Raw genomic sequence first — 23,015 nt, 5'->3', positions numbered from 1 at the left:
CGGCTCGATCGTGATGGGCATGGAGAAGTCGAAGTCGTATTCCGGCCGTGCATTAGTGGTGTGGGGCCTCCTGGTGGTGGCGGCCAATCTGAGAGCGAGTCTGACCGGTATCGGGCCGTTGCTCGATCGTCTGCAGGCCGATCTGCACTTGTCCTCGGGCGCTGCCGGCATGCTGAATACGCTGCCGCTGTTGGCATTCGCGGTCCTGTCCCCGCTGGTGCCGCGTCTGGCGGCACGGTGGGGATCCGAGCGGGTTCTCGGCGGCGCGCTTGTCGTACTGAGCCTGGGGATCGCGGTGCGGTGGCTGCCGTCGGCACTCGGTCTTTTCGTGGGTACGGTGCTGATCGGGGCGGGCGTCGCCGGGGGAAACGTGCTGCTGCCCAGCCTGATCAAGCGTGATTTCCCGGCCAGGATCGGCCTGCTCACCAGTGCCTACGCGACCGTGATGGGCGGTGTCGCGGCGGTGGCTTCGGGGGTGGCGGTACCGATCAGCCAGCATGCGCCGGGCGGTTGGCATACCGCACTGGGCTTGTGGATCCTGCCCGCGTCGATCGCCATCGTGCTGTGGCTTCCACAGATGCGAGCGCCGCGGACGGTGCAAGGCACGGTGCGCCGACACCGGTTGCCGTGGAGATCACCGGTGGCGTGGGCGGTCACGGCGTTCATGGGATTGCAGTCGCTGGGTTTCTACGCCGTCGTCACCTGGTTGCCGCAGGTGTTCCAGTCCCACGGCGTCAGCGCGACCGCGGCCGGGTGGCTGCTGTTCCTGTTCCAACTGGTCGCGGTGCTCACCAGTCTCGCGATGCCCGCGCTGATGCGTAGGACGCGCGATCAACGCGGGCCAGCGGCTGTTGCCTCCGCGGTCCTGCTCCTCGGTTATCTGGGGCTGTTGGCGGCACCGGGCTGGGCATTGTTGTGGAGTGTCGTGCTTGGGCTGGGCGGCGGCGCATGCCTGGTGCTGGCGTTGGCTTTCCTCAGTCTGCGCGCCGAGGATGCGGCCGGGGCGGGCGCGCTCTCGGCGATGGCACAGTCGATCGGCTACCTGCTGGCTGCTGCCGGTCCGGCGCTCTTCGGCCTGCTGCACACGCTCGGTTCCGGTTGGCGCGCACCCATTCTCATGCTGTGCGCCGCAGCGGCCTGCCAGATTGTCGTCGCGCTGGTTGCGGGCCGGGGGACGGTGCATACGCCCGAGGACCGAACCTCCGACTACTCGGCGGGCGGAATCACCCAGCGGGCGTAGGTGTTTTCGGGGCTGACGGTGATGATGTCGGCGATCTCGACGAGATCGTCGGGAATCCGACCGCCGAGGTGGGCGAGGCTCGGCACGATCACCGCGTCGGCCTCGAGGCGCGAGAGCACGGTGCGCACACGCAGCATCGGGCGATCGGTCTCGGGGCCGAAGATGAGGGTCTTGCACAGGTCGTAGCCGAGGCGGCGGGCCAGATGTTGAATCTGGGCCTCGTCCCACTGCTGTTGCGCCCCCGACACGTCGTGCCGGAGAAATCCGATGGCTGCCGGTTGTGGCCGCATCTCGCCGCTCTCTTGACTGATCCGCTTCGCGCCGATGTCAACGCTACGGCGAACATCTCGGGCGCATAGGCTGATCCGCGGAGAAATTCGGTGTCGCAAACGTGTCGCGAACCACGTGTCCCACGTCACCACCCGGCCATTCGCAGCGAAAATTATTGGTATGCAATGCATTACCTAATTTCGGTGAGCCTTTCTTTGCTGGCGGGAAATCGTGTGAAGCATTACCGTTCCCCTGGTGAGGGACGATTTCGAGGGGTCGGTGGCCATTGCGCATCCGGCCGAGCCGCATGCCATGGGACTGGCGACGCGATTGAACTGGCTACGCGCCGGCGTATTGGGAGCGAACGACGGAATCGTCTCGGTGGCGGGCATTGTGGTCGGTGTGGCGGCGGCCACCAGCAATAGCACCGCCATCATGACTGCGGGCGTGGCGGGGCTCGCGGCAGGCGCGGTGTCGATGGCCCTGGGCGAGTACGTTTCGGTGAGCACGCAGCGTGACAGCGAACGCGCTCTGCTGGAGACCGAACGCCGTGAACTGGCCGAACAGCCGGAAGCCGAATTGGCGGAGTTGGCCGCCATCTACCGCGCGAAAGGCCTGTCGGCCGCGACCGCACAGACCGTCGCGGAGGAGCTCACCGCCCGTGACGCGTTCACCGCGCATGCCGAGGCCGAACTGGGCATCGACCCGGACGAGCTGACCAATCCGGTGCATGCCGCGTTCTCGTCGGCGCTGTCGTTCACCCTGGGTGCGTTGCTGCCGTTGCTGGCAATCCTGACGCCGCAGGCGATTCGGGTGCCGGTGACCATGGCGGCGGTGCTCGCCGCGCTGGCGATCACGGGAGCCGTGGGCGCGCACCTGGGCCAGGCGCCCGTCGGCCGGGCGACCGTGCGGGTGCTCGCGGGCGGTGCGCTGGCGATGATCACGACCTATGTGATCGGTCATCTGGTCGGCGTCGCGATCTGAACCGTTGTCGCGGAGCGACTCTCAGCCGATCGGCGTGGGGGAGTCACCGGCGAGCAGCACCTGCGGCACCTGCGTGAAGTTCCAGCCCGCGCCACTGCGGGTGAAGACGTAGACGATGTCGAAGCGATCATCGGGCCAGGACTTGGGCGGGGTCGGGGTGACGGTCCCGAGCTGACCGATGATCGCCCCGATGTTCTCGTGCTGCCAGCTGATCAGGACCGGCCCGGCCGCACCCCCGAGGGCCGCGACCAGTTGCGCCTCTTGACCTTTGGGATAGCGGCTGTCGATCGTCAACTCGAGCGCGGCGGCCAGTGGCGTCACCGTCTGTCCGGGTCGCTTGCTGCCGTGGCCGCCGGGATCGGACGCGAAAATCGTGGCGGGCTTCGACAGTCCGGGCCGCAGCGCGGTGGGTTTGCCGTCGGAGCCGCGCGGGTCGAACAGGTCGACCAGCGCGCCCGCCCGTGTCCAGCCCCGGACCGTCAGCGATTCCTCGTCGCGTTCGCCGTCCTCGGTGATGCCGTACGGCTTGCCCGAGCCGGTGGGCTTCTCGGCATGACGGATGATCATGACCGTGTCGGGCAGCGGCCCGCCGGTGGGCGGCGGGGCGGCCGGGGCCGTGGTCGGCTTGTCGTGCTTCTTCTTACCGCCGCCGCACGCGGTCAGCACGGCACTCACCGCGACCGCCGAACCCAACCCCAGCAGTGATCGTCGCCCCAGCTCTGCATCCACAAGAGTCGAACATACGGGAGATGATCACCAAGGCAGCGGACCGTTGATGTCGAAGTAGCCGCCGGTCGGTCCGTCCGCGCCGATCTGAGCCATCCGGACGATGATCTCCGCGGCCTCCTCGACGGTCTGGTGACCGCTGTTCAAGTTCAGGTCGGTCTTGGTGTAACCGGGCTCGACCGAGTTGATCCGGAACTTCGGGAACGCCTTGGCGTACTGGATGGTCAACGCGTTGACGACGGTCTTCGAGGCAGGGTAAGCGATACCGGGGTAGCGGTGCGCGGAGGTTCCGGGCTGCGCAGTCAGCGACAGCGACGCCAGTCCGCTGCTCACATTGACGATCACGGGCGCGTTCGATTCCTCCAACACCGGCACGAAGGCGTGCAGCACCCGAACGGTCCCGAATACATTGGTCTCGAAGGTATTCCGCATGATGTCCGCGGTGAGATCCGCCGCCCCGATCACCGCCGCATCCGCGCTCATCTCCGCCTGAATGCCCGCGTTGTTGATCAGCACATCCAGCCCGCCCTCGGCCCGGATCCGCGCCGCCGCCGCATCCACCGAGGCGTCGTCTTCGATATCGATCTGAATAGCCGTGGCCCCCAACTCCTGTGCGGCCTGCTCGCCGCGCCCGGCATCGCGGCTGCCGAGATAGACGGTGTGCCCCTCGGCGATCAACCGCCGCGCGGTCTCGAAGCCAATCCCCTTGTTGGCTCCCGTAATCAAGATTCTGCTCATCCCTCAACCGTAGATTTTGGAGTGCACTCCAGGTCAACCCCCATTTTGTGGGGCAGGCGCCGGGAACATCCGGCGGTGTTGGCTGGTTGGCCAGACGAAGAGTTTCCGACTGTGAAGGTGTCTGATGAGTGTCGATTCGACGGTGTCCAATGTCCGCTACGACCGCGGCATGGAGTTGCTGCGCTCCGTGGGCGGTGAGACGGCCGACGCGGTGATCGACGGTCTCGCCGAGATCGCCCCCGACCTGGCCCGCCTGACCGTCGAATTCGGTTACGGCGACATCTACCACCGGCCCGGTCTCACCCTGCGTCAGCGTCAGTTGATGAATGTGGCGGCCCTGGCGGCGATGGGTACGGCCGCGCCGCAGCTGCGCTTCCACATCAACGGCGCATTGCATGTCGGCGTCACTCCCGCCGAGGTCGTCGAGGCCATCATCCATATCAGCATCTATGCCGGAATCCCCGCCGCGGTGAACGGATTGACCGAAGCCAGAACGGTTTTCGCCGATCACCCCGAGGCGGCGAGCCCGGTGCTGGTCGCTCCCGTCGCTGCCGACGAGACCGCATCGCAGCGCTACAGTCGCGGCCTCGCAGCCCTCGAGCGGATCGACGGCGAGGCGGGCCACCAGGTCATCGCCGCCCTGGCCGATATCGCCCCCGACCTGGCCCGCTACATCATCGAGTTCTCCTTCGCCGACGTGTACTCCCGCCCCGGTCTGGACCTCGTCACCCGGGAACTGGTCACGGTCGCCGCCTGCACCGCCCTCGCCACCGCCGGACCTCAGCTTCGCGTGCACCTGCACGGCCTGCTGAATGTCGGTGGCACCCGCGAAGAAGCCATCGAAGCGATCACCCAGATGGCCGCCTATGCGGGCTTCCCCGCCGCCCTCAACGCCATCACCGCCGCCCGCGAGGTATTCGCCCTCCGCGACGCCGAGGGCAAGGCCGTGTAACCGTCACCGCCCCTGCGGAATCGGTGTGGTTCAGCGCTCGCTGACCGCCTCGGAGGTGGTCAGCGAGCGGTGCCGCCGTTGCTCGAGCTCGATGAATCCATCGATCAACGTCGTGTAGGCCCGCTCGACGATGTCCGGGTCTGCGCCGTTCTGCACCGCCAGTCCGCGCAGCCGGTCCATCATCTGCGCGCGGCGCTGCGGCGCCCGCACCTCTTCCTCGTTACGTTTGAACGCGGCCGCGCGGATCACCAATTGCTGTCGCGCTCCGAGCAATTCGACGATCCGGGCGTCGATCCCATCGATCTCGCGCCGGATTTCTTCCAAAGACATGTCCTCGACCCTATCGGCGCGGCACCTGGGATGGCACGGGGTGGTCGGGATCGAGTGCGGGCAGCCCGTCGATGCTGCGCCCGTTGTCGCCGATGATGCGGCCCGCGAACTTCTCGTCGGGCTGTTTGCCTTGGTGCGTATCCAATACCGGGCGTTCGCCGACGAATTCGTAATAGGGTACCGCGTATCCGCAGGCATCGGCGATGCGCTCGAGGTGGATCACAATCACCGCGCGGATGCCCGGATGCTCCAGCCCGAAATGCGTTCGCAGATCCATGAATTCAGCGTCATCGGGACGCACCACGCGCCCCGTGCCGAACAGGCGCAAGATCCGGGAGTTGCGGGTGAACGAGCAGAACATGAGGGTGATCCGGCCGTTCTCACGCAGATGCGAGATCGTCTCGACGCCGCTGCCGAACAGATCGAGGTAAGCCACGGTCCGATCGTCGATCACCGCGAACGTGTCTTGATATCCCTTGGGCGACACATTGACTCGCCCGCCCGTGGTGGGTGCGGTGGAAACGAAGAACATCGCCTGCGCCGCGATGAACCGCCGCAATCCCTCGTCCAGATGCGAGAACTCCTTGGCCATGGGCTCCCCTTCCCAATCGCTACACCGTCAACTCAACCATGTCGGGAGAGGAGGATGTCATCAAGTGGGACCGATGTGCCGGGACTCACGCCTTCCTCGGCGAACCATTCCCAGCGAAGTAGTCGAGCCTGGATCGGTGGGGGAATGCGGCGCAGAGTGCGGGCGATCGTCGCGAAACGGCTGTGGACCGGCCTGGGCCAATTTCGCCAAAGTTCCGCCGGTGAGGGTGATCTCGTCGTCAGGGTGGGCATGCAGGGCCAGTACTGTCGCCATGTACCCAGTTTCGCGCTAATTGGGATTGATGACCTCGTTGGGGAAGTCTCGGTCCGGGGTCACGGTGTGACCGTCCGCGCCCAGGGTGAGGGTGACGACCACTGGTCCGCCGGTGGGGCAGCAGCTCGGATCTTTGGACCCCAGCCAGCGGTATTGCACCTGCACGCTGCGATCGGACGAGCCGACGATCTGCGTGTAGGCGGTCCAATGCTTGGTCGCTGTGCCCAGGAATCCGGCGTGGTTGAACAGCATGACGTGCCAGGGTGAGCTGGCGGTCCCGCCCTTGGTTTCGGCCAGCACCCACATCAGCGCGGGACACGAGCCTACGGCCGCGTCGGTTCCGCTGTACGCGACGAAGGCATTGCCGCCGACACTCGGACCGATCTTGGCCAGTGCTGCCGTGACCACGGAAGACTCGAGGTCCACGCACTTCCCGTTGCCCGCTGTGGCGGGCGCGCCGTCACCGACCGCAGTGGTACCCGGTGCCTGCGTGACAGCGCTCGGCTGTGCCGCCGCCGGTGGTGCCGCGGTCGTAGTCGTCCCCCCGCCGGACTGAGGCACCGACGCGCCGTCCTGGCACCCGGTTGCCAACGCCAACCCCACAGCCGCAATCAACACTCCCGCGACCCGCTTCATGAGCTTTCCTCTCCCCGTGCCTTCCACGAGTAATTCGCGAATCGGCCGCAAACCGTTGCACTCCGCGCCGTATCAGCATCACACCAATTGCAGCTCCGAAAGCCGAAACCGGCTGTACACGCGGCTGGCCGTCACCATCGGCGCGTTCGAAGGACGCCGGTCAGCATCAGGAGGGTGAACTCGCCGGTGGCTGTCTCCGGACGGCCCGCCAGGAAAGCACGGATACGACCGAGCGTGACCTCGCGCTCCCGATCGGGCATCACCAATATCCCTGCGCGCGTGGCGATTGTCGCGACGAGGGAGTTCGCGGTGCGACGCTGCGCGTGCGCGAACTCGGCCTGCTCGGCCCCGCCGAACCGGGTCGCACCCGAGCTGGGAAGGTGCAGGCCCGCCGTCGCGCCACGCCAGCTACGGAAGGTATCTCGCGGGCCGATCGCAGCAGTGCCACCGACGCGTTCGAGCTCACCGACCCAGTCGATCCGATCGTCCATCAGATTCCACAAACCGGCCAGAACGCCACCCGGCACAAGGACTCTGGCGATCTCGGGCCCGGCCACCGCCATATCGAACCAGTGCAGAGCGTTTCCGGCCAGAACGGCATCGACGGAGGCACCCGGAAGCGGTATCGCCTCGGCACTCCCAGAGAGACCGCGAACAGTCGGCAGCGCGCGGCGTAACTCGCTCAGCATCGCAGGGTCTGGCTCGACGGCGATGACATCGGCAGCCAGCGAGATCAGCCCTGCAGTGAGCTTGCCCGTCCCGGCCCCGAGGTCGAGTACTCGCCGACCCGGTGCGGATTCCAACGCCCAGTGCAGCGCCTCGGGCGCGTAATCCGGTCGATGTGCGGCGTAAGTAGCCGCCGCCGCGCCGAACGAGGACGAATGACGTTGCCGCGCATCCCTGTCCATGCATTCACGCTACGACGGTGCGGTCACCTTCGGGTCAGCCGGAGGGGTGGGCCTGCCGAATATTCGGTCCCAGATGATGAAAACGCCGCCGTAGTTCTTATCCGGGTAAGGGTTCTTTGCGCCGTGGTGAACACGGTTGTGGGCAGTGATCTCCAAATATAAGGGCCCGCTGCGGATTCGCAGCGGGCCCGGGGCGGTCGGGTTAGTGGGTGAAGACTGAGGCGTTCTTTGCCAGGTCGAGGAGGGGTTGGGGGTAGATGCCGAGGACGAGGGTGGCTGCGGCGGTTATCGCGATGATGGTGCTGGTCATCGTCGGGTAGACGAGGGTTGGTGGGGCGGTTGGGGGGTCGGTGAAGAACATGAGGACGATTACTCGGATGTAGAAGAAGGCGGCGATGGCGCTGGAGATTACGCCGACGATTACCAGGGTTGCGGCGTCGCCGCCGGTTGCTGCGGCGAAGACGCCGAATTTGGCGATGAAGCCGCTGGTGAGGGGGATGCCGGCGAAGGAGAGGAGGAAGAGGGAGAAGATGGTTGCCAGCCAGGGGGAGCGGCGGCCCATGCCTGCCCAGGAAGACAGGCCCGTTGCCTCGTCACCGTTTTCGTCGCGGACCAGGCTGACTATGGCGAAGGCGCCGAGGGTGCCGAGGCTGTAGACGACGAGGTAGAACAGGACCGAGGAGACGCCTGCGGTGGTGGCCGCGACCAACGCGGTCAGGATGAAACCGGCGTGGGCGACAGAGGAATACGCGAGCATGCGCTTCATATCGGTCTGGGTGACGGCGAGGATCGCGCCGACGACCATGGTGGCGATGGCCACCGCCGCGAGCACCGGGCGCCAGTCATTGCGCAGATCCGGGACCGCAATGTACAGCACCCGCAACAATGCACCGACTGCCGCGATCTTGGTGGCGGCGGCCATGAATGCGGTGATCGGGGTGGGCGCGCCCTGGTAGACGTCGGGCACCCAGGACTGGAACGGCACCGCGCCGATCTTGAACAGCAGTCCGACGGCGAGCATGGCGACGCCGAGAATGGCCAGGATGTGCGAGTTTCCGGCGTCACGGGTCACGGCCTCGGCGATGCCTTCGAGCCGCACGGTGCCGGCGTACCCGTAGAGCAGCGCCATCCCGTAGAGGAAGAACGCCGACGAGAACGCCCCCAGCAGGAAGTATTTCAGCGCCGCCTCCTGCGAGAGCAACCGGCGACGCCGCGCCAGCCCGCACAGTAGGTACAGCGGCAGCGACAGCACTTCCAGCGCCACGAACATGACCAGCAGATCGTTGGACGCCGGGAACAGCATGAGCCCGGCGATGGCGATCAGGGTGAGCGGGAAGACCTCGGTGGTCGCGACTCCCGCTTTGGTGGCGGCGATTTCATCGGAGCTGCCGGGTGTCGAGGCCGCCTGCGGGGCGAAGGCGTCCACCCCGCCGCGCGAGGCGGTCAGGCTCCAGGTTCCCGGTCCTTCGCGCCGCACCGGCATGCGGTCGGCGCGACGTTCGGCGATGAAAAGCAGCCCGAGGATGCCCACCACGAGGATGGTGCCCTGCAGGAACAGTGAAACCCCGTCGATGGCAACGGCTCCCACCACGGCGGTATCGCGCACATCGCGCAGCCCGATCACCGCGCCCAGCGCCACGGCCAGTCCGCCGAGACCCAGCACCAGGTGCGTTCCGTACCGCAAGCGCCGGGGCGCGAACGCTTCCACAAGTACGCCCGCGACGGCGACCCCGAACACGATCAGCATCGGTGACAGGTACCGGTACTCGATACTCGGTGCCGGGACTGTCGCGGCGAGCAGCAGACCTCCACTCATTTGTGGGCACCTCCGGTGTTCGTCTGGGCGGCTTCCGGCTGGACGGCCGGGGCCGGATTGTGCTGGCCGATGGTGGTGAGCGTCTTGGCGACGGCCGGATCGATCCGGTCCAGCACCGGTTTCGGGTACGCGCCGAGGAACAGCAGCGCGACGATCAGCGGCACCACGACCACCATTTCGCGCGGCAGCAGATCGTAGAGGCGCTCGTTGCCCTCCTTGACCGGGCCAGTCATCATCCGCTGGTACATCCACAGGATGTACAGCGCCGCCAGCACCAGCGCGGAAGCCGCGAAGATGGCCGCCACCGGGTAGCGGGTGAATGTGCCGATCAAGACCAGGAATTCACTGATGAACGGCGCGAGTCCGGGCAGCGACAGCGTGGCCAGGCCGGAGATGAAGAAGGTGCCTGCCAGGATCGGCGCGACCTTCTGCACACCGCCGAACGCGGCAATGGCGCGAGATCCGCGGCGCGACACCAGGAATCCGGCGATGAGGAACAGCGCCGCCGTGGAGATGCCGTGGTTGACCATGTACAGCGTCGCCCCGGTCCCGCCCTGCGTGGTGAGCGCGAAGATCCCCAGAATGATGAACCCGAAGTGCGAGATCGAGGTGTAGGCGATCAACCGCATGACATCGGTCTGCCCGATGGCCAGCAGCGCCCCGTAGATGATCCCGATCACCGCGAGCACACTGATCAACGGCGCGTAAGTGGCTGTGGCCGAAGGGAACAGCAGCAGGCAGTAGCGTAGCATGCCGAAGGTCCCGACCTTGTCGACCACCGCCATCATGAGCACCGCACTGGCCGGTGTCGCCGCGACGGCGGCGTCCGGCAGCCAGGTGTGCAGCGGCCACAGCGGAGCCTTGACCGCGAACGCGAACATGAAGCCGAGGAACAGCGCGTTGAGCACCGCCGGTGTCGCGCCCAGGTGCCCGGAGTTGGCGGCCTGCATGACGGTCCGGAAGTCGAAGGTGCCGCCGCCGTCGCTGCCCAGCTTCTCGCGCGCGGTGATGACGTACAGCCCGATGACCGCCGCCAGCATGATGAGCCCGCCGAACAGGTTGTACAGCAGGAACTTCACCGCGGCCCGAGACCGCTGCTGCCGCACCGCCGGATCCCCGGTCTTGGGACCGAATCCACCGATGAGGAAGTACATCGGGATGAGCATGACCTCGAAGAACACGTAGAACAGCAGAATGTCCAAGGAGGTGAACGAGATCAACACCATGGACTCGACGACCAGGGTCAGCGCCACGTAGTAGTGCGCCACCCGCGGCCCGCTGCCGACCTCCCGCTCGTCCTGCCATCCGGCGAGCAGCAGCAGCGGCACCAGTCCGGCGGTCAGCAACACCAGAACCAGTGCGATGCCGTCCATTCCGAGCGTGTAGCCCGCCCCGAAGGCCGGGATCCATTCCCGCTTCTCGACGAACTGGTACTGCTCGCCACCGCTCTTGAACTGTGTGGCCAGATAGATCCCGATACCGAGCGTGCCGACGGACACCAGCAGCGCGAAACTCCGCACCCCCGTACGCCAGCTACCAGGGAACAGCAGTGCCAGCGCGGCCCCGGCCAGCGGAACCGCCCACAGCACAGTCAGCCAAGGAAAGTCGCTCAAAACAACCTCACCGCCAGCAGGGCGGCGACCACCAGGGCCGCGCCGGTGAACATGGACAGGGCGTAGGAGCGCACGAACCCGGTCTGCACCCGCCGGATTCGAGCGGACAACCCGCCGACGATCGCGGCCGTGGTGTTGACCAGACCGTCGATGCCGCGGTTGTCGACGAACACCAGCGACCGGGTCAGATGCTGACCGGGCCGCATGAACGCGGCCTCATTGGCGGCGTCACCGTAGAGGTCACGACGTGCGGCCTCGACGAGCGGCGATGCGGCGGGCGCGGTTTCGGGGATCGGGCTGCTCGCGTACTGGTCGTAGGCGATCCAAATGCCTGCTGCCACTACGGCGAGAGCGAAGAAGGTGATCGCCCAGGCCGGGATGAACGGTTCGCCGTGGTCCACGCCGACGACCGGGGCCAGCCAGTTGGTGAGCGAGGAACCGTAGGCGAACAGCATGCCGGAGAACACCGAACCGAACGCCAGCAGAATCATCGGCCCGGTCATCGAGGCGGGTGACTCGTGCGGATGTGTGCCCTCCCGCCAGCGCTTTTCACCGAAGAACGTGAAGATCATGACACGGGTCATGTAGAAGGCCGTGACGCCCGCACCACACAGCGCCGCGATCCCGGTGACGATGCCCCCGAATCCGCCGTGCGTGAACGCCGCCTCGATGATGCGGTCCTTGGACCAGAATCCCGCGAACGGCGGAACCCCCAGGATCGCAAGGTATCCGAGCCCGAAGGTGGCGTAGGTGACCGGCAGCAGCTTGCGCAGCCCGCCGTAGCGTCGCATATCGGTCTCGTCGTTCATGGCGTGCATGACCGAGCCCGCGCCGAGGAACAGCCCGGCCTTGAAGAAGCCGTGGGTCAGCAGGTGCATGATGGCGGCCGCGTAGCCGACCGGCCCGAGTCCGGCGGCGAGCACCATGTACCCGATCTGGCTCATGGTCGAAGCTGCCAGCGCCTTCTTGATGTCGTCCTTGGCGCAACCGATGATCGCACCGAACACCAAAGTCACTGCACCGACTGCCATCACGGCAGCCTGTGCGCCGGGCGCGAGATCGAAGATCGGATTGGACCGCGCGATCAGATACACACCGGCGGTGACCATGGTGGCCGCGTGGATGAGCGCCGAAACCGGTGTCGGACCCTCCATCGCGTCCCCGAGCCAGGACTGCAGCGGCACCTGCGCGGACTTACCGCAGGCCCCCAGCAGCAGCAACAATCCGATGGCCGTGAGGGTTCCGGTGCTCGCGTGCCCGGCCGCCCCGAACACGGTCCGGAAGTCGATGGACCCAAAGGTCGCGAACATGATCATCAACGCGATGGCCAGCCCCATGTCGCCGACCCGGTTGACCACGAACGCCTTCTTGGCCGCCGTTGCGGCGGAAGGCTTCTCGTACCAGAACCCGATCAGCAGGTAGGACGCCAAGCCGACGCCTTCCCAGCCCAGGTACAGCACCAGGTAGTTGTCGGCGAGGACCAGCACCAGCATGGCGGCCAGGAACAGGTTGAGGTAGGCGAAGAACCGCCGCCGCCCCGGATCGTGGGCCATGTAGCCGACCGAATAGATGTGGATCAGCGATCCCACCCCGGTGATCAGCAGCGCGAAGCAGATCGACAGCTGATCCATTTGCAGGGCGAAGTCGATCTTCAGCCCGTTGACCGGAGCCCACTCGAACAGCGTGTAGTGCACGGCCCGTTGCGCATTCGACCGGCCGAGCATGTCGTTGAACGCCCACGCCGCCACCCCGAACGAGGCCAGCGCCATGAGGGTCCCGAGCAGGTGCCCCCATTTGTCGCTGACCTTGCCGAGCAGCAGCAGGACCACGGCACCCGCGAGCGGCAGCGCCGGCAGCAGCCACAACATCATCTGCGAGGTGTCCACGTCAGTACCTCAGCAGACTGGCGTCGTCGACCGAGGTCGAGCGGCGGGCACGGAAGATGCTCATGATGATGGCCAGGCCCACCACGACTTCGGCGGCCGCGACCACCATGGTGAAGAAGGCGAACACCTGACCGTCGAGGTTGCCGTGCACGCGCGCGAAGGTGACGAACGCCAGGTTGACCGCGTTGAGCATGAGCTCGATGCACATGAACACCACGATCGCGTTGCGCCGCACCAAGACTCCCGCCGCGCCGATGGTGAACAGCAGCGCCGAGAGGTACAGATAGTTATCCGGGTTCACCGCAAGCCTTCCTCGGGGGAGTCGTTGCCGTCACTGTCGTTGTCGCCGTTGCCGTCTCCGACGGTCAGCACCACGGCCTCGGTGTGGGCGCGGTCGCGGCGGTGCCGCAGAATGCTGCTGACCGACAGCTCCTCGAAGGTGCCGTCCGGCAGTCGCGCGGGCGAGTCGACGGCATTGTGGCGGGCGTACACGCCGGGCGTCGGCAGCGGCGTGACCCGGGTGCCGACGCGGAAGCGTTCCTTCGACAGCGTGCGCTGATCGGTTGGGGGCCCGAACCTTTCGCGGTGCGCAAGCACCATCGCGCCGATGGTGGCGGTGATGAGCAGCGCACCGGTCAGCTCGAACGCCCACACGTAGCGCACGAAGATGAGCTCGGCGAGCGCACCGATGGTGTCGTTGCCGCCGAGGCCGGGCCCGGTCTCGGCGACCGACTTGCCGCGGACACCGCTGGCGATGCCGCCGATGAGCAGCATCCCGAATCCGATGCCCACCACGATGACCGCGAGCCGCTGCCCGCGCAGTGTCTCCCGCAGCGACTCCGCGGAATCCACGCCGACGAGCATGAGCACGAACAGGAACAGCATCATGACCGCGCCGGTGTAGACGACGATCTGCACGATGCCCAGGAACAGTGCGCTCTGTGCGATGTAGAACGCCGACAGCGTGATCATGGTGGCCGCCAGGCACAGTGCCGAGTGCACGGCCTTGCGCGCGCAGACCATGCCGAGCGCGCCGAGCACCGCCACCACGGCGAGGATCCAGAACTGCACGGCCTCACCGGTGGAGGTGTGGGTGACGATCTGCTGACCCTGCTGGGCGATGTTGGTAGCCAACGGATCGATCATTTCTTCGTCCCTTCGGCTCCGGCGAGTTCGCTGGGCGCACCGGGGACTTCGCCGCGGTAGTAGGAGCCCTCGTCCGCACCTGGGTACATGTCGTGCGGCGCGGCGACCATGCCCGGCTCCATCGGCGCGAGCAGATCCTGCTTCTCGTAGATGAGGTCGGCCCGGTTGTCGTCGGCCAGCTCGTACTCGTTGGTCATGGTCAGCGCCCGCGTCGGGCACGCCTCGATGCACAGGCCGCAACCGATGCAGCGCAGGTAGTTGATCTGGTAGACGCGGCCGTACCGCTCACCGGGCGAGAAGCGTTCGTCCTCGGTGTTGTCGGCACCCTCGACGAAGATGGCGTCGGCCGGGCAGGCCCACGCGCACAACTCGCAACCGATGCACTTCTCGAGACCGTCGGGATGCCGATTGAGCTGGTGCCGCCCGTGGTAGCGCGGCGCGGTCGGCGTCTTGACCTCGGGGTAGAGCTCGGTATTGGGCTTCTTGAACATGGTCGACGCGGTGACATAGAACCCGCCGAGGGGTTCCAGCAGACCGGGTTTCGGCGTGGCCGCCATCGGTTCGGCGGGCATCGGCGGCACCGGGAAGTCCGAGTACGCCTTGGTGGAGTCGGGATCCGGCGACGCCTTGGAGCGATCGTCGCCCGCGTGCCCGGCCCGGATCACCAGACCCAGCATCACGACCGAGACGACGATGCCGCCGATCACCATGCCAGCCGTCTGGATATGGGTCCCGTTGTCCTGCAGCACCTTCAGGGTTGCCACGAACATAACCCAGGCCAGCGACACCGGGATGAGCAGCTTCCAGCCCAGGTTCATGAACTGGTCGTAGCGCAGTCGCGGCAGTGTGCCGCGCAGCCAGATGAATACGAACAGGAACGTCCACACCTTGGCGACGAACCAGATCATCGGCCACCAGCCGGAGTTCGCGCCCGCCCACAGGCTGATCGGGAACGGCGCGTGCCAGCCGCCGAAGAACAGCGTTGTGGCCAGCGCGGAAACCGTTGCCATGTTGATGTACTCGGCCATCATGAACATGGCGAACTTGAGCGAGGAGTACTCGGTGTGGAAGCCGCCGACCAGCTCGCCCTCGGCCTCGGGGAGGTCGAAGGGCGCGCGGTTGGTCTCACCGACCATGGACACCGCGTAGATCAGGAACGACGGCAGCAGCAGGAACACATACCAGGTTCCATACTGCGCCTTCACGATTCCCGAGGTGGACATGGTGCCCGAGAGCAGGAACACCGCCGCGAAGCACAGCGCCATGGCGATCTCGTAGGAGATGACCTGCGCGGTGGAGCGCAGCCCGCCCAGCAGCGGATAGGTGGAACCCGACGCCCAGCCCGCGAGCACGATGCCGTACACGCCGACCGAGGCCATGGCGAGGATGTAGAGCACACCCACCGGCATATCGGTCAGCTGTAGCGGGGTGCGGTGTCCGAACATGGTCACCGTCGGCCCGAACGGGATGACTGCGAATGCCATCACGGCCGGGATCAGCGAAATGACCGGCGCGAGAATGAAGATCGGCTTGTCGACGATCGCCGGGATGATGTCCTCTTTCAGGAGCATCTTCACGCCGTCGGCAATCGACTGCAGGCTGCCGCGCGGCCCGACCCGGTTGGGTCCGACGCGCATCTGCATGAACGCCACGATCTTGCGTTCCGCGTACACCGCGAGCATCGGGATCAGCAGCAGGAAGACGAAGATGCCGATCGATTTGACCAGCACCAGCCACCACGGGTCGTGGCCGAACATACTCAGATCACTCACGGTGGTCCTCCCGTCGGATGCGCACAATGTGGCCGGGCGTGGTTCCGAGCTGCACCAGCACGTCGGAGCCGGGGGAATTCATGGGCAGCCACACCACGCGGTCGGGCATCTCGGTGACGACCAGTGGCAGCGTGATGTGACCGTGGTCGTTGCCGACCGTCACCGGATCGCCGGTGGTGACGCCGATTTCGGCGGCGGTGTGCGAGGACAGCCGGACCACGGGGGTGCGGGCCGTCCCGGCCAGGTTGGGTTCGCCGTCCTGCAGTCGACCGCGGTCGATGAGCATGCGCCAGGAGGCGAGCACCGCGGTGCCCGGATTCGGCTGGGCGATCGGGTGCGGGCGGTGCACGGGGGTCGCGGCGGCCGGGCCGTCCCAGACCCCGAGATCGGCCAATTCGGCACGGGCACTGGCCGCGTCGGGCAAGCCCAGGCGCATGCCCATGTCCGTGGCGATGGCGTCCAGGACCCGGTATTCCGGCATGGGCGCGGCCTCGCGGCGCACGGTGGAGTCGCGCAGTGCGGCATCGAACTGCCGGTGACGGCCCTCCCAGGTGAGGAAGGTGCCCGCCTTCTCCATGGCCGAGGCCACCGGGAAGACGACATCGGCGCGGTCGCTGATATCGCTGCGGCGCAACTCCATCGACACCACGAAGGAGGCGGCGTCGATGGCGCGGAGCGCGGCGTGCGGGTCGGGCATATCGCCGACCTCGACACCGCCGATGAGCAGCGCGCCCAGCGTCGGTGCGGCCGCCAGGATGGCGGAGGTGTCGCGGCCCGGGGTCATCGGCAGGTCACCGATACCCCAGGCGTCCTGAACCTGTTTTCGCGCAGACGGATCCGCGACGGGACGGCCACCCGGCAGCAGCACCGGCAGTGCGCCCGCCTCCAGCGCACCGCGCTCACCGGCGCGACGCGGAATCCAGGCCATGGCCGCACCGGTTTCGTCGGCCAGGCGGGCCGCGGCGGACATGCCACCGGGGATACCGCCGAGCCGTTCGCCGACCAGGATGAGCGCGCCCGGCTCCCGCAGCAGCGACGCCACCTCGCCGAGGCGGGTGTAACCGGCTGTGGTCTCGTCGGTGACACCCGTGCGGATGGATTCGAGCACGTGCGGCTCCGCGCCGGGCGCGGTCAGCAGCAGCGTCCCGGACATCCGCTGCAGGCCGCGGGTGACGTACGGGGCCAGCGAGTAGATCGGAGTTCCGTTGCGGCGCGCGGCTTTCCGCAGCCGCAGGTACACCATCGGGGATTCCTCTTCGGCCTCGAAGCCGACCAGCAGCACGAACGGCGCGCGTTCCAGGGCCGCGTAGTCGACCGTGACGCCCTGTCCGGCAATGCGGGCGGCCAGGAAGTCGGCCTCCTCACCGGAGTGCTCGCGGGCGCGGAAGTCGATGTCGTTGGTGTTCAACGCGACTCGCGCGAACTTCGAGTACGCGTAGGCGTCCTCGAGGGTGACGCGGCCGCCGAGCAGGACACCCGCATTGCCGCGCGCCGAGGCCAGCCCGCGCGCGGCCGCATTGATCGCCTCCGACCAGGACGCGGATTGTAGCGTCCCGTCCTTCCAGCTGCGCACCATCGGGGTGGTGAGGCGGTCGCGTTCGGTGACGTAGGCGAACGCGAAACGGCCCTTGTCGCAGTTCCATTCCTCATTGACCTGCGGATCGTCACCGGCCAGGCGACGCATCACCTTGCCGCGGCGGTGATCGGTGCGCTGCGCGCAACCCGACGCGCAGTGCTCACACACCGCCGGGCTCGACACCAGGTCGAAGGGCCGCGCACGGAAGCGGTAGGTGCTGCCGGTGAGCGCGCCGACCGGGCAGATCTGCACGGTATTGCCGGAGAAGTAGGAGTCCATCGGCTCCCCGGCGGCGATCCCGACCTGTTGCAGCGCACCGCGATCCATCAGTTCGATGAACGGGTCACCGGCCACCTGCTGCGAGAACCGGGTGCAACGCGCGCACAGCACGCAGCGCTCACGATCCAGCAGCAGCGCCGACGACAGCGGAATCGGCTTCGGGTAGGTGCGCTTCTCGCCGTCGAAACGGGATTCGGCGCGACCGCTGGACATGGCCTGGTTCTGCAGCGGGCACTCGCCGCCCTTGTCGCACACCGGGCAGTCCAGGGGGTGATTGATGAGCAGCAGCTCCATCACCCCCTCCTGAGCCTTGGCGGCGGCGGGGGAGGAGAGCTGGGTGTGAATCACCATGCCCTCGGCCACGGTTTGGGTGCAGGACGCGACCGGCTTGCGCTGGCCCTCGACCTCGACCAGGCACTGGCGGCACGCACCGACCGGATCCAGCAGGGGATGGTCGCAGAAGCGCGGGATCTGGGTGCCGATGAGTTCGGCGGCCCGAATCACCAGCGTCCCCGGTGGCACGGAAACCGTTGTGCCGTCGATGGTTACGGTCACCATGTCGGAGGGCGTCACCCCGCCGCTGGTACTGGAGCTCACTGTGGATGTCATCGCGCTCCTTCGGCCCAGACGGTGGAACGGGCCGGATCGAACGGGCAGGCGCCGAGGCGGATGTGCTCGGCGTACTCGTCGCGGAAGTACTTGAGGGAGGAGAAGATCGGGCTGGCCGCACCGTCGCCGAGGGCGCAGAAGGACTTGCCGTTGATGTTGTCGGCGATATCGGCGAGCTTGTCCAGGTCGGTCTCGTGGCCCTGGCCGTGCTCCAGCCGCTCGAGCAACTGGACCAGCCAGTAGGTCCCCTCACGGCACGGCGTGCACTTGCCGCAGGACTCGTGGGCGTAGAACTCGGTCCAGCGCAGCACCGCCCGCACCACACACGTGGTGTCGTCGAAGATCTGCAGCGCCTTCGTGCCGAGCATGGAACCCGCCGCCGACACTCCCTCGTAGTCGAGCGCGACATCGAGGTGCTCGTCGGTGAAGATCGGGGTGGACGAACCGCCCGGGGTCCAGAACTTCAGGGTGTGGCCCTTGCGGACGCCGCCCGCGTATTTCAGCAACTCCCGCAACGTGATTCCGAGGGGCGCTTCATACTGGCCCGGTCGCGTCACGTGACCCGAGAGCGAGTAGAGGGTGAACCCCGGCGACTTCTCGGTGCCGAAGGACCGGAACCACTCCACGCCGTTGGCGAGGATGGACGGCACGGACGCAATGGATTCCACATTGTTGACCACGGTCGGGCAGGCGTAGAGGCCGGCGACCGCCGGGAACGGAGGGCGCAGGCGCGGCTGACCGCGACGACCTTCCAGGGAATCCAGCAGTGCGGTCTCCTCACCGCAGATGTAGGCGCCCGCGCCGGCGTGCACCACGATCTCGAGGTCGAAGCCCGAACCCTGGATATTGCGGCCGAGATAGCCTGCGGCATAAGCCTGTTGGACCGCGGCCTGCAAGCGCCGCAGCACCGTCACGACCTCGCCGCGCACATAGATGAACGCGTGCGAGGCGCGAATCGCGTAGGCGGCGATGATGACACCCTCGATGAGGGTGTGCGGGGCCGCCAGCATGAGCGGAATGTCCTTGCAGGTACCGGGTTCCGACTCATCGGCGTTGACCACCAGATAGTGCGGCTTGGTGACGCCGTCCGGGCCGGGACCCTGCGGGATGAAGCCCCACTTCATGCCGGTCGGGAAGCCCGCGCCACCGCGTCCGCGCAGACCGGAGTCCTTGACGGTGGCGATGACGTCGTCCGGCTGCATCTTCAAAGCCTTGGGCAGCGCCTTATAACCGCCCTGACGGCGGTAAGCCGCCAGTGTCCAACCGTCCGGATCGCCCCAGTGCTTGGACAGGACGGGTGTCAGAGCAGTCGTCACCGAGCACCTCCGGTCGAATCCTGTTCGGAGACCTGCAGACCGGCGAGCGTGGCGGGTCCCGCCGCACCGTCGGTGGCTCCGGGCCGCTGGTCCTCGTAGCCCGCCAGAATGCGTGCGGTCTCCCGGAAGGTGCACAGCGGAATCCCGCTGCGCGAGCCGGTGACCTGTTCGCCGCGCCGCAGCGCATCCACCATCGCCTTGGCCGACTCCGGCGTCTGGTCGTCGAAGAACTCCCAGTTGACCATCACGACGGGCGCGTAATCGCAGGCGGCATTGCACTCGATGTGCTCGAGGGTGACCGCGCCGTCGGCGGTGGTCTCCCCGTGCTTGATCCCCAAGTGCTGCTTCAGTTCCGCGAAGATCTGATCCCCGCCCATGACTGCACACAGTGTGTTCGTGCAGACACCGACGTGATAGTCACCGGTCGGCGTGCGCCGGTACATCGAATAAAAGGTCGCGACCGCCGTGACCTCGGCATCGGTCAATCCCAGCTGCTCGGCACAGAATTCGATGCCGGTCCCCGAGACGTACCCCTCCACCGATTGCACGAGATGCAAAAGGGGAAGCAGTGCCGAACGCGAATGCGGATAGCGTTCGATGATCTCCTGGGCCTCGACTTGCAGCCGGTCGCGGACCTTCTCCGGGTAGGGGATGGGCCGCACGGTCAGGTTGAGCAGGATCTCGGTCAACGGTCGACACCACCCATCACCGGGTCGATGGAGGCGACGGAGGCGATCACGTCGGCGACCAGGCCGCCCTCGCACATTGCCGCCACCGCTTGCAGATTCGTGAAGGAGGGGTCGCGGTAGTGGACCCGGTAGGGCCGGGTGCCGCCGTCGCTGATCATGTGCACGCCCAGCTCACCGCGCGGCGATTCGACCGCCACGTACACCTGGCCGGGCGGGACTCGCAGGCCCTCGGTCACCAGCTTGAAGTGGTGGATGAGCGCCTCCATCGAGGTCCCCATGATCTTGCCGATGTGCTTGGGCGAATTACCCAGGCCGTCCGGCCCGAGCTGCAAGTCGGCAGGCCATGCAATCTTCTTGTCCGCCACCATGACCGGGCCCGGCCGCAGCTTGTCGAGGCACTGCTCGACGATCTTGACCGACTCCTTCATCTCGTTGACGCGGATGAGGTAGCGGCCGTAGCAGTCGCAGCCGGTGTCGACCTGGACGTCGAATTCGTAGTTCTCGTAACCGCAGTACGGCTGGGTCTTGCGCAGATCGTGCGGCAGGCCGGTGGAGCGCAGCACCGGACCGGTGATGCCCAGCGACATGCAGCCGGTCAGGTCCAGATACCCGACATTGCGGGTGCGGGCCTTCCAGATCGGGTTCTCGTTGAGCAGCAACTCCATGTCCCGCAGCCGCTTCGGCAGCAGATCGAGAAGTTCGCGAACCTTCTGCACGCCGTCGTCCGGCAGATCCTGGGCGATGCCGCCGGGGCGGATGAACGCGTGGTTCATGCGCAGACCGGTGATGTTCTCGAAGACGTCCAGGATGAGTTCGCGCTCGCGGAAGCCGAACAGCATCGGGGTGAGCGCACCCAGTTCCATGCCGCCGGTGGCCAGCGCCACCAGGTGCGAGGAGATGCGGTTGAGTTCCATGAGCAGCACGCGAATGACGCTGGCGCGCTCGGGAATATCGTCGGTGATGTCCAGCAGCTTCTCGACCGCCAGGCAGTACGCCGTCTCGTTGAAGAACGGCGACAGGTAGTCCATGCGGGTCACGAAGGTGGTGCCCTGCACCCAGCTGCGGTACTCGAGGTTCTTCTCGATGCCGGTGTGCAGATAGCCGATGCCGCAGCGGGCCTCGGTGACGGTCTCACCCTCGATCTCGAGAATGAGCCGCAGCACCCCGTGCGTGGAGGGGTGCTGCGGGCCCATGTTCACGACGATGCGCTCCTCGGCAACGCCGTCGAGCGCACTGCGAATCTCGTCCCAGTCGTTACCGACGACGGTGACCGCGCGTTCGGGTCGTTCCTGTGTGGCCGGCTGGGACTTGGTGTCGATGTCATTCATTACGAGTACGACCTCCGCTCATCGGGCGGTGGGATGCGCGCGCCCTTGTATTCGACCGGGATTCCGCCGAGCGGATAGTCCTTGCGCTGGGGGTGGCCACGCCAGTCGTCGGGCATGGCGATGCGGGTCAGCGAGGGGTGGCCGTCGAACAGGATGCCGAAGAAGTCGTAGGTCTCCCGCTCGTGCCAGTCGTTGGTCGGATAGACCGAGTACAGCGACGGCATGTGCGGATCTGCGTCCGGCACCGAGACTTCCAGGCGCACTCGCCGGTTGTGGGTGATGGAGAGCAGGTGGTAGAGCGCGTGCAGTTCGCGCCCGGTGTCCTCCGGATAGTGCGCGCCGCTCACCCCCAGGCACAGTTCGAAACGCAGGGCCTCGTTGTCGCGCAACGTCTTCGCCACTCGCACCAGATGCTCGCGGCGGATGTGCAGGGTCAGTTCGTCCCGGAAGACGACGATCTTCTCGATCGCCTCCTCGAAGGTCTTGGCCAGCGCCAGCCGCAGGTGCGCGATGATCTCGTCGAAAGCCGGGCCGTAGGGCGGCGGCGTGCTGCCGGGCATATTGATGGTGCGCACCAGGCGGCCGTAGCCGGAGGTGTCGCCGGTGCCCGAGACCCCGAACATGCCCTTGCGCACGCCGATGACTTCCTCGGCGGGCGCGGTGGGTTCGCTGGATTCTGTTGTCCCTGCGGTATTTTCGGGTGGTTCCACGGCCGCCTCCGGGGGGCTCTCCGTGCCGGTGGGTGCATCGAAACTCATCGCAGCAGCCCCTTCAGTTGAATGGTCGGGGTGCTGGCGAGCGCCGCGCGCTCGGCCTCGCGAATCGCTTCCTCACGATTGACGCCGAGCGGCATTTCCTGAATCTTCTCGTGCAGCTTCAGGATCGCGTTCAACAGCATTTCCGGCCGTGGCGGGCAGCCGGGCAGGTAGATGTCGACCGGCACGATGTGGTCGACGCCCTGCACGACGGCGTAGTTGTTGAACATGCCGCCCGAGGATGCGCAAACACCCATGGCGAGCACCCATTTGGGTTCGGTCATCTGGTCGTAGACCTGGCGCAGGACGGGAGCCATCTTCTGGCTGACCCGCCCGGCGACGATCATCAGATCGGCCTGACGCGGGGAGGCGCGGAACGCCTCCATGCCGAAGCGGGCGATATCGAATCGCCCGCCGCCGGTGGCCATCATCTCGATCGCGCAGCAGGCCAGGCCGAACGTCGCCGGCCACAGCGAACTCTTGCGCAGATAGCCGGCCATATCTTCCACCGTGCTCAGCAGGAACCCGCTGGGCAGTTTCTCCTCGAGACCCATGTCGGACTACATCTCCCGGATCGGGAC

22 protein-coding genes and 1 pseudogene are annotated in these 23,015 nt (G+C 66.7%); 3 read left to right on the top strand and 20 right to left on the bottom strand.

Annotation, left to right across the window (positions count from 1 at the left end; translation table 11 throughout):
• Positions 1-19 precede the first annotated feature (19 nt).
• Positions 20-1,240, top strand: a complete 1,221-nt coding sequence (locus ACYVN4_RS26060) for a CynX/NimT family MFS transporter (RefSeq protein WP_460724611.1) — start codon at positions 20-22, stop codon at positions 1,238-1,240.
• Here the strand turns inward: ACYVN4_RS26060 and ACYVN4_RS26055 are convergent.
• Positions 1,207-1,530 carry a hypothetical protein gene (locus ACYVN4_RS26055; protein WP_460724610.1) on the bottom strand — a complete coding sequence of 108 codons (324 nt, stop codon included), beginning with the start codon at positions 1,528-1,530 and terminating at the stop codon, positions 1,207-1,209. The two genes, ACYVN4_RS26060 and ACYVN4_RS26055, sit on opposite strands and share 34 nt — an antisense overlap.
• Positions 1,531-1,822: 292 nt before the next feature.
• On the opposite strand from ACYVN4_RS26055, the gene ACYVN4_RS26050 reads away from it, so the two are divergent.
• A complete protein-coding gene (locus ACYVN4_RS26050; protein ID WP_460724687.1) occupies positions 1,823-2,494 on the top strand; it encodes a VIT1/CCC1 transporter family protein in 672 nt (223 codons plus the stop codon).
• Between the two features lie 21 nt (positions 2,495-2,515).
• On the opposite strand, the gene ACYVN4_RS26045 is transcribed toward ACYVN4_RS26050, so the two are convergent.
• Both ACYVN4_RS26045 and ACYVN4_RS26040 read right to left on the bottom strand, forming a co-directional pair.
• Positions 2,516-3,223 (bottom strand): hypothetical protein, encoded by a 708-nt coding sequence (locus ACYVN4_RS26045; RefSeq protein ID WP_460724609.1) that lies wholly within the window; start codon positions 3,221-3,223, stop codon positions 2,516-2,518.
• Between the two features lie 24 nt (positions 3,224-3,247).
• The gene (locus tag ACYVN4_RS26040; RefSeq protein WP_460724608.1) at positions 3,248-3,958 is read right to left on the bottom strand and encodes an SDR family NAD(P)-dependent oxidoreductase; all 711 of its coding nucleotides are present in this window, start codon (positions 3,956-3,958) and stop codon (positions 3,248-3,250) included.
• A gap of 124 nt (positions 3,959-4,082) precedes the next feature.
• Between ACYVN4_RS26040 and ACYVN4_RS26035 the strand changes: the two genes are divergently transcribed.
• Complete coding sequence (locus ACYVN4_RS26035) at positions 4,083-4,910, top strand: carboxymuconolactone decarboxylase family protein (RefSeq protein WP_460724607.1); 828 nt, start codon at positions 4,083-4,085, stop codon at positions 4,908-4,910.
• A gap of 30 nt (positions 4,911-4,940) precedes the next feature.
• On the opposite strand, the gene ACYVN4_RS26030 is transcribed toward ACYVN4_RS26035, so the two are convergent.
• From ACYVN4_RS26030 to ACYVN4_RS25950, 17 genes and pseudogenes are all read right to left on the bottom strand, one after another.
• Complete coding sequence (locus tag ACYVN4_RS26030; protein WP_460724606.1) at positions 4,941-5,240, bottom strand: chorismate mutase; 300 nt, start codon at positions 5,238-5,240, stop codon at positions 4,941-4,943.
• Between the two features lie 10 nt (positions 5,241-5,250).
• Positions 5,251-5,832 (bottom strand): pyridoxamine 5'-phosphate oxidase family protein, encoded by a 582-nt coding sequence (locus ACYVN4_RS26025; protein WP_460724605.1) that lies wholly within the window; start codon positions 5,830-5,832, stop codon positions 5,251-5,253.
• A gap of 186 nt (positions 5,833-6,018) precedes the next feature.
• Positions 6,019-6,105, bottom strand: a pseudogene (locus ACYVN4_RS26020) (PIG-L family deacetylase); the annotation flags it as partial.
• A 15-nt stretch (positions 6,106-6,120) separates the two neighbouring features.
• Positions 6,121-6,741 (bottom strand): LppP/LprE family lipoprotein, encoded by a 621-nt coding sequence (locus ACYVN4_RS26015; protein ID WP_460724604.1) that lies wholly within the window; start codon positions 6,739-6,741, stop codon positions 6,121-6,123.
• Between the two features lie 131 nt (positions 6,742-6,872).
• Positions 6,873-7,649, bottom strand: coding sequence for a class I SAM-dependent methyltransferase (locus ACYVN4_RS26010; RefSeq protein ID WP_460724603.1), 777 nt, complete (start codon positions 7,647-7,649; stop codon positions 6,873-6,875).
• A 202-nt stretch (positions 7,650-7,851) separates the two neighbouring features.
• Positions 7,852-9,465, bottom strand: coding sequence for an NADH-quinone oxidoreductase subunit NuoN (gene nuoN / locus ACYVN4_RS26005; RefSeq protein WP_460724602.1), 1,614 nt, complete (start codon positions 9,463-9,465; stop codon positions 7,852-7,854).
• Positions 9,462-11,078, bottom strand: coding sequence for an NADH-quinone oxidoreductase subunit M (locus ACYVN4_RS26000; RefSeq protein ID WP_460724601.1), 1,617 nt, complete (start codon positions 11,076-11,078; stop codon positions 9,462-9,464). The genes nuoN and ACYVN4_RS26000 overlap by 4 nt, the downstream gene beginning before the upstream one ends.
• Positions 11,075-12,949, bottom strand: a complete 1,875-nt coding sequence (nuoL, locus tag ACYVN4_RS25995; RefSeq protein WP_460724686.1) for an NADH-quinone oxidoreductase subunit L — start codon at positions 12,947-12,949, stop codon at positions 11,075-11,077. Before nuoL ends, ACYVN4_RS26000 begins: the two co-directional genes overlap by 4 nt.
• Positions 12,950-12,965: 16 nt before the next feature.
• Entirely contained in the window at positions 12,966-13,265 is a 300-nt protein-coding gene (gene nuoK, locus ACYVN4_RS25990; RefSeq protein ID WP_379352020.1) for an NADH-quinone oxidoreductase subunit NuoK, read from the bottom strand.
• Entirely contained in the window at positions 13,262-14,110 is an 849-nt protein-coding gene (locus tag ACYVN4_RS25985; RefSeq protein WP_460724600.1) for an NADH-quinone oxidoreductase subunit J, read from the bottom strand. The genes nuoK and ACYVN4_RS25985 overlap by 4 nt, the downstream gene beginning before the upstream one ends.
• Positions 14,107-15,882: an NADH-quinone oxidoreductase subunit NuoH gene (nuoH, locus tag ACYVN4_RS25980; protein WP_460724599.1), complete on the bottom strand. Its 1,776-nt coding sequence runs from the start codon at positions 15,880-15,882 to the stop codon at positions 14,107-14,109. Before nuoH ends, ACYVN4_RS25985 begins: the two co-directional genes overlap by 4 nt.
• On the bottom strand, positions 15,875-18,346 hold the full coding sequence (locus ACYVN4_RS25975; RefSeq protein WP_460724598.1) for an NADH-quinone oxidoreductase subunit G: 2,472 nt from the start codon (positions 18,344-18,346) through the stop codon (positions 15,875-15,877). The genes nuoH and ACYVN4_RS25975 overlap by 8 nt, the downstream gene beginning before the upstream one ends.
• Positions 18,343-19,662: an NADH-quinone oxidoreductase subunit NuoF gene (nuoF, locus tag ACYVN4_RS25970; RefSeq protein WP_460724597.1), complete on the bottom strand. Its 1,320-nt coding sequence runs from the start codon at positions 19,660-19,662 to the stop codon at positions 18,343-18,345. The genes ACYVN4_RS25975 and nuoF overlap by 4 nt, the downstream gene beginning before the upstream one ends.
• On the bottom strand, positions 19,659-20,351 hold the full coding sequence (gene nuoE / locus ACYVN4_RS25965) for an NADH-quinone oxidoreductase subunit NuoE (protein WP_460724596.1): 693 nt from the start codon (positions 20,349-20,351) through the stop codon (positions 19,659-19,661). The genes nuoF and nuoE overlap by 4 nt, the downstream gene beginning before the upstream one ends.
• Entirely contained in the window at positions 20,348-21,679 is a 1,332-nt protein-coding gene (gene nuoD / locus ACYVN4_RS25960; RefSeq protein WP_460724595.1) for an NADH dehydrogenase (quinone) subunit D, read from the bottom strand. The genes nuoE and nuoD overlap by 4 nt, the downstream gene beginning before the upstream one ends.
• Positions 21,679-22,437: an NADH-quinone oxidoreductase subunit C gene (locus ACYVN4_RS25955; protein ID WP_460724594.1), complete on the bottom strand. Its 759-nt coding sequence runs from the start codon at positions 22,435-22,437 to the stop codon at positions 21,679-21,681. The genes nuoD and ACYVN4_RS25955 overlap by 1 nt, the downstream gene beginning before the upstream one ends.
• The gene (locus ACYVN4_RS25950) at positions 22,434-22,988 is read right to left on the bottom strand and encodes a NuoB/complex I 20 kDa subunit family protein (protein ID WP_379352028.1); all 555 of its coding nucleotides are present in this window, start codon (positions 22,986-22,988) and stop codon (positions 22,434-22,436) included. Before ACYVN4_RS25950 ends, ACYVN4_RS25955 begins: the two co-directional genes overlap by 4 nt.
• Between the last annotated feature and the right edge of the window lie 27 nt (positions 22,989-23,015).

This window comes from Nocardia heshunensis (assembly GCF_054782115.1).
This window is presented reverse-complemented; position numbering and strand designations above follow the sequence as displayed.